Origin of the sequence: Trichlorobacter sp. (assembly GCF_030247655.1) — a bacterium.
GTDB lineage: Bacteria > Desulfobacterota > Desulfuromonadia > Geobacterales > Pseudopelobacteraceae > Trichlorobacter.
The window spans coordinates 1-6,245 of the sequence record NZ_JAOTRZ010000180.1; the positions used below are offsets into that span (position 1 = coordinate 1).

Annotated in this window: 7 protein-coding genes and 1 pseudogene; all 8 read left to right on the forward strand. The window is 53.6% G+C overall.

Going from position 1 to position 6,245, the window contains the following annotated elements:
* Positions 1-361, forward strand: a 361-nt coding sequence (locus OEL57_RS13025) for a tetratricopeptide repeat protein (RefSeq protein WP_300740991.1), incomplete at its 5' end; no start/stop codon positions are given.
* 50 nt (positions 362-411) lie between these two features.
* The gene (locus tag OEL57_RS13030; protein ID WP_300740994.1) at positions 412-1,185 is read left to right on the forward strand and encodes a nucleotide-binding protein; all 774 of its coding nucleotides are present in this window, start codon (positions 412-414) and stop codon (positions 1,183-1,185) included.
* Between the two features lie 19 nt (positions 1,186-1,204).
* On the forward strand, positions 1,205-1,516 hold the full coding sequence (locus OEL57_RS13035) for a nucleotidyltransferase domain-containing protein (RefSeq protein ID WP_300740996.1): 312 nt from the start codon (positions 1,205-1,207) through the stop codon (positions 1,514-1,516).
* On the forward strand, positions 1,500-1,892 hold the full coding sequence (locus OEL57_RS13040) for a HEPN domain-containing protein (RefSeq protein WP_300740997.1): 393 nt from the start codon (positions 1,500-1,502) through the stop codon (positions 1,890-1,892). The genes OEL57_RS13035 and OEL57_RS13040 overlap by 17 nt, the downstream gene beginning before the upstream one ends.
* Positions 1,889-2,893: a thiamine-phosphate kinase gene (gene thiL, locus OEL57_RS13045; protein WP_300740998.1), complete on the forward strand. Its 1,005-nt coding sequence runs from the start codon at positions 1,889-1,891 to the stop codon at positions 2,891-2,893. Before OEL57_RS13040 ends, thiL begins: the two co-directional genes overlap by 4 nt.
* 25 nt (positions 2,894-2,918) lie before the next feature.
* On the forward strand, positions 2,919-4,916 hold the full coding sequence (gene tkt / locus OEL57_RS13050) for a transketolase (protein WP_300741000.1): 1,998 nt from the start codon (positions 2,919-2,921) through the stop codon (positions 4,914-4,916).
* Between the two features lie 3 nt (positions 4,917-4,919).
* Positions 4,920-5,609 (forward strand): Crp/Fnr family transcriptional regulator, encoded by a 690-nt coding sequence (locus tag OEL57_RS13055; protein WP_300741002.1) that lies wholly within the window; start codon positions 4,920-4,922, stop codon positions 5,607-5,609.
* A gap of 38 nt (positions 5,610-5,647) precedes the next feature.
* Positions 5,648-6,245, forward strand: a pseudogene (locus tag OEL57_RS13060) (3-deoxy-7-phosphoheptulonate synthase); the annotation flags it as partial.

A 6,245-nucleotide genomic window follows, 5' to 3' on the forward strand; every position in this document is an offset into this window, starting at 1 on the left:
ATTATATCCTTCTGATTATTCGGCTTACTATAGCCTTGGGAATGCCCGCATTCACCTTAAACAGTATCGACGTGCCATTGCCGACTTTAATCATGCCATCCAGCTCTCCCCCAATGACGCCCATGCTTATAAAAACCGGGGGAATGCCTATTACGGCCTTAAACAATACCAGCAGGCCATTAAAGACCTCACCCAATCCATCCGGCTTAATCCTGCCTTAGCCGAAGCCTATGACAAGCGGGGAAATGCCTATCTGCTTTCTGGTACCACACTGCAAGGTTGTCGTGATCTTACCACGGCCTGTTCAATGGGTGTCTGTGGAGGCTATGAGTTTGCGCGGCAAAAAAGATGGTGTAAGTGACGTACGGTTTGGGCCTAAAGGACCAAGGGGGTAGCACTTTGGATAGTGAGATGATTATTGCCGCTCTCAGGCGGTATGAAGGCAACCTCGCCGGAATACTCTCCAGGTTTACACATACCAGCGATGGTATTTACATCAGTCACGGTGACGATCCGCTGTTTCGGCAGTACGTCCAGGAGCTTGTTGATCTATTTAACGATGTTCTTGGTGACAACGTTTACTCTGCACAGATTGTTGGTGAATTCAACGAAGGCGTGACCAACTACATTGACTCTCCCTCATACAAGAGTGTTGAAAATATCCTTTCGCTCATACGAGCCTCAAGCACTCGTCTTACCCGTAATCCGAGTCTAATGGCACGGAAAAAATCGGAAGAGGTTCTGTGCCGTCGAGAAAATGTATTCGTAATTCATGGCCGAGATGAAGCAAAATGGCGAGAACTGAAAGACATATTGAAATCTGAGTTTCGCCTTAACCCCATAGTATTGTTAGAACAGCCTGACGCTGGCTGTAAAACGGTAATAGAAAAATTCGAGTACTACGCAAAAACGTGCAGTTATGCAATTGCTGTATTCACGCCTGATGATGAAGTCAGCTCGGAAAAAGAAGTTTACCTCCAAGCCCGGCCAAACGTTATTTATGAACTGGGGTGGTTTTGTGGTCGGCTTGACCGGTCTGGCGCAATGCTCCTTCTCAAAGAAGGAACATCCGTGTTTACGGACTTTGGTGGGATTATTCAAAAGAGGTTTGCTAACAATATCTCAGAAAAAATTCTGGAGATAAAAAAAGACCTCGTGGCTGCTGGAGTACTTGATACAATCTAGCCGGGAAGGAACGCCAGATATGTCTCATATTGATAAACTTCAAATACGCCAGCAGCTACAGTCTGTCTTTGTTGACGATAGCAAGGTGGAGAAAATCATCGTGTTCGGATCGTTTATCACGTCTGATACCCCGCATGATCTGGATGTGGCGGTTTTCTGTAACTCTAGTGACGACTACCTTACCCTGGCGCTTGCTTTAAGAAAAAAACTACGTGGCATCTCAAGCATTATCCCCATTGATTTGGTGCCAATTGCCATGCCCTGCGATCCGTCAGCACAGTTTATGCAAGAGATAAACAAAGGTGAGGTGGTGTATGAAAAAAGACACTGAACTCTGGTTACAGTATGCCGACGATAATTTTAAATCTGCTAGGGTGCTGCTTGAAAGTGGGCTCTACAATCCTTGCCTGCAAAACGTTCAGCAAGCCGTAGAAAAATATCTCAAGGCATTTCTTGTTGAACAAGCGACCGGACTGTCAAAAACGCACAGCATTAGTGAACTGGCAGCACGTGTTAGAGGAGCAGGAGTTGTTCTCGCAATAACGGAGGATGAAACGGACTTGCTGGACTCAATCTACCTGCCTTCAAAATATCCTCTAGCCAGTGTTTTGCCGCACTTCATGCCTGATAGAAACATCTGTCAGCAGTGCCTTAAAATTGCAGAGCAGGTTCGTTGTAACCTTAAAGTAGTACTCGATCTGCCATGAACCCTGTTGTCTCTCTTTCATCCTTGGGCGAATTCGGTCTGATCGATCAGATTCGCGCCCGTTTCCCCCAGCCAGTGGCGCCTGAGCTGGGAATCGGCGATGATGCAGCATTACTTTCCCCCTCTGCTGGCAGTCAGGTGGTTGTTTCCACTGATCTGCTGGCAGAGGGGGTTCATTTTGATCTGGGCTTTGGCCCGGCCCGGCTACTGGGGCGCAAGTCTCTGGCAGTTAACCTCTCCGACATTGCCAGCATGGGGGCTGTTCCCCGCTGGTTTTTCCTCTCTCTGGCCATCCCGGCCGGGTTTTCGCTGGAAACCATTGAAGGCTTTCTGGATGGCCTGGCTGAGCAGGCTGCTGAACACAACTGCATCCTGGCTGGCGGCGATACCTGTGGTTCAAAGGGCGGGCTGACGGTCTCGGTTACCATCATGGGGGAGCAACGGCCGGATCTGATCCTGAAACGCAGTGGTGCCAAACCCGGTGATGAGGTCTGGGTTAGTGGTTCTCTGGGGGACTCAGCTCTGGGGTTGAAGCTGCTGATGGAAGGAGCACGGCTGGGCTGTGCAGATGATCCGCTATTACTGCGCCAGCTTGATCCAATTCCGCGCTGTGATCTGGGGCTGAAGCTGGCTGAAGCCGGTCTGCTGCACGCAATGATTGATATCAGCGATGGTCTGCTGGCTGATCTGGGACATATCTGTGAGCAGTCTGGCTGCGGTGCCGAGGTACTGCTTGGACAGCTTCCCCTTACTCCTGCCTTTCAATCCTACTGCAGTAAACAGCCTGTCTTTCCCTGGCCGCTTGCCCTAAGCGGTGGAGAGGATTACGAACTCTGCTTTACTGCTCCTGCCGGCAATCATGCCGCGATCCAGCAATTGGCAAAAACTGCTGGCATTCAGGTCACAGTTATTGGTAAAGTGACCAACTCAAGACAGGTGCATGTCATCCTGCCTGATGGAACAAACTTCCAGCCATCCGCTTCCGGCTATACCCATTTTTGACCCTCATTTGAAAGGAACTGTACCAATGTCCACCCCGCTTACTGCCCAGCAGGCCCTGCGCTGCGCCAATACGATCCGTCTCCTTGCTGCTGATGCTGTTGAAAAGGCCAACTCCGGCCACCCCGGTCTGCCAATGGGGTCTGCTGATATGGCGGTTGCACTGTGGGGCGGCGTGCTGAAGTTTAATCCTGCCGATACTGCCTGGGCCAACCGTGACCGTTTTATCCTCTCCGCTGGCCACGGCTCCATGCTGATCTATTCATTGCTGCATATGTTCGGGTTTGATCTGTCCATGGAGGAGTTGAAAAACTTCCGTCAGTGGGGCAGCAAGACCCCTGGTCACCCTGAATTCGGCCATACCCCCGGCGTTGAAGTGACCACCGGTCCACTGGGGCAGGGCGTTGCCAACGGCGTTGGCATGGCGCTGGCTGCCAAGATGGCTGCCGAGCGGTTTAATACCTCTGATTTTTCACCCATCAACCACCGGGTGTTTGCCATAGTAGGTGACGGCGACCTGCAGGAAGGGATTTCCTATGAGGCCGCCGCTCTGGCCGGTCACCTCAAACTGGGTAACCTGGTCTACCTGTATGACAGCAACAGTATCACCATTGAAGGCAAAACCAATCTCGCCTGGTCAGAGGATGTTGCCAAGCGGTTTGAGGCAGCCGGTTGGCATGTCCAGAGTGTGGATGGTCATGATCATGATCAGGTCACCGCTGCCCTTCAGAATGGCATTGCCGAGATCGCTAAGCCTTCACTGATCATTGCCACCACCCATATCGCCTATGGCGCTCCCAATAAGCAGGATTCTTCCGGTGCCCATGGTTCGCCACTGGGCAAGGATGAGATCGATGCTACCCGCGCCAACCTGGGCTGGGAGGAAAAACCGTTTACTGTGCCTGCAGATGTGGCTGCCCAGTGTGCCGCACGGGTTGCGGAGTTGAAGGCTGAGTATGATGCCTGGCAAACCGGTTTTGCAGCCTGGCGTGTAGCCAACCCTGACAAGGCCGCTCTGTGGGATGCCATGTGGCAGAAGCAACTGCCGGAGAACCTGGCTGAAGAACTGCTGGCTGTAGTTGCTGGTAAAGATGGCGCAACCCGCTCCCTGTCCGGCGCAGTACTGCAGAAGGTTGCCGCCCTGTTACCTGCGCTGGCAGGTGGTTCGGCTGACCTGTCCCCCTCCAACAACAGTGACATCAAGGGCGGCGGTTCAGTCCAGCCCGATGCCTTTGGCGGCCGCAACCTGCACTTTGGTATCCGCGAGCATGCCATGGGTGCCATCTGTAACGCCATGTCGCTCTATGGCTGCTTTATCCCTTACGGCGCCACCTTTCTGGTCTTCTCTGACTACTGTCGTCCGTCTGTGCGGCTGTCCGCCCTGATGCAGCAGCAGGTGGTCTACATCTTTACCCATGATTCCTATGCCGTGGGCGAGGATGGCCCGACCCACCAGCCGATTGAGCACACTGCTTCCCTGCGGATGATTCCCGGTCTGCAGGTGATCCGTCCGGCTGATGCTGATGAGACCGCCCTGGCCTGGTATGCGGCCATGAAGTACCACAACGGTCCTACCGCCCTGATCCTGACCCGCCAGAAGCTGCCGCTGCTGCAGAAGCCGGCTGGTTTTGACAAGTCCCTTCCGCTGGCTGGCGGTTATGTCCTGGCTGATGTTGCCAATCCGGCAGTGGTGCTGATGGCTTCCGGTTCTGAGGTCAGCCTGGCCCTTGACGCTGCCAAACTGCTGGTTGACAAAGGTGTTGCGGCACGGGTGGTCTCCATACCGGATGTCAACACCTTCATCGCCCAGTCTGCCGAGTACCGTGCTTCAGTGCTGCCCAAAGGTGTCAAGCGGGTGGCCATTGAGGCTGGTCGTGGTGAGTCCTTTGGCAAACTGCTGGGTGAAGAAGGTCTGTTCATCGGCTGGGAGCAGTTTGGTGCATCCGCACCGGCTGAAATTCTGGCGGAACAGTTTGGCCTGACCCCGGCCAAGGTTGCTGACAAGGTTGCAGCGTTCGTGAAATAGCGTATGGAACTGATTCCACTACTCAAAAACTCACTACTGTTCTCAGGTCTGAACGACGCTGATCTGGCATCATTGGCCGCCATTACGGTGCGGCGCAGTTTTTCAAAAGGTGAGACACTTTTCAGTGAAGGAGAAGAGGCCACCGGTTTTTATCTGCTGGTGGAGGGGCATCTGAAGTTATGCCGCGTCTCTTCCGATGGACGGGAAAAGGTGCTGCATTTTGTCCGACCGGGTGAGACCTTTGCTGAGGCTGCTTTTTTTGGCGATGGTCGTTATCCTGCAGAGGCACGGGCTGTCGAGGCTGGTGAGGCGCTGTTTTTGCCCAAGCAGGGATTTATGGAGCTGATGGGATCAAAACCTCAGTTCGCCTTAAACCTGGTGGTGTCACTTTCGCTTTCATTGCGTCGTTTCGCCCGCCAGATTGAGGAGTTGACCTTTGCGGATGTCGCGTCCCGGCTGGCGTCGTTTCTGATTAAGCGGGCGGCTGAGAAGTCAACCAGCTACAATGGTATTACCTATCTGGAGCTGGGGATCAAAAAAGGGGAACTGGCAGCGCAATTGGGTACTGCCGGTGAAACCGTATCCCGCACCTTCCGTAAGATGAAGGAAGAGGGGATTATTGAGCTGGATGGCCGTAAGGTAACGGTTCTGAATATGGAACGGTTGCAACAACTGGCCACCCGTCAGGCATAGCCTCCCCCTTTGCAAAGGGGGATTGAGGGGGATTTAAGATGTTAATCGTTATGAATCATACTGCCACTCAGGCAGATATAGATACTGTCATTGCAACCGTCAGTGAGATGGGGTTCACCGCAGCACCGATTCCTGGCGGAGAGCGGACCGCCATTGGTGTGCTGGGCAACAAAGGCTACGTGGATGATACCAAGATCCGCGACCTGCCCGGTGTACAGCAGGCGATCCATGTCTCTAAGCCGTACAAGCTGGTTTCCCGTGACTTCCACCCGGAAAACACCATTGTTGATGTGGCGGGCGTTAAGATTGGCGAAGGCCAACGTGCTGTCGTCGTTGGCGGTCCCTGTGCGGTTGAGTCAGAAGAACAGATCCTCAAAACCGCCCGTTTTGTCAAACAGTGCGGGGCTGACCTGTTGCGTGGCGGCGCCTTCAAACCTCGTACCGGTCCCCACACCTTTCAAGGGCTGCGGGAGGAAGGCTTGCGATTGCTTGCCCTGGCCCGTGAGGCCACCGGGCTGCCGATTGTCACCGAAGTTATGAGCCCGGACAACGTTGGTCTGGTGGCAGAGTATGCTGACCTGCTACAGGTTGGTGCCCGCAATATGCAGAACTGTGACCTGCTGCGGGAGCGGGGTA

Coding starts and splice junctions, on each gene's coding strand:
- OEL57_RS13030 (WP_300740994.1), top strand. CDS start 412: ATGATTATTGCCGCTCTCAGGCGGTATGAAGGCAACCTCGCCGGAATA.
- OEL57_RS13035 (WP_300740996.1), top strand. CDS start 1,205: ATGTCTCATATTGATAAACTTCAAATACGCCAGCAGCTACAGTCTGTC.
- OEL57_RS13040 (WP_300740997.1), top strand. CDS start 1,500: ATGAAAAAAGACACTGAACTCTGGTTACAGTATGCCGACGATAATTTT.
- thiL (WP_300740998.1), top strand. CDS start 1,889: ATGAACCCTGTTGTCTCTCTTTCATCCTTGGGCGAATTCGGTCTGATC.
- tkt (WP_300741000.1), top strand. CDS start 2,919: ATGTCCACCCCGCTTACTGCCCAGCAGGCCCTGCGCTGCGCCAATACG.
- OEL57_RS13055 (WP_300741002.1), top strand. CDS start 4,920: ATGGAACTGATTCCACTACTCAAAAACTCACTACTGTTCTCAGGTCTG.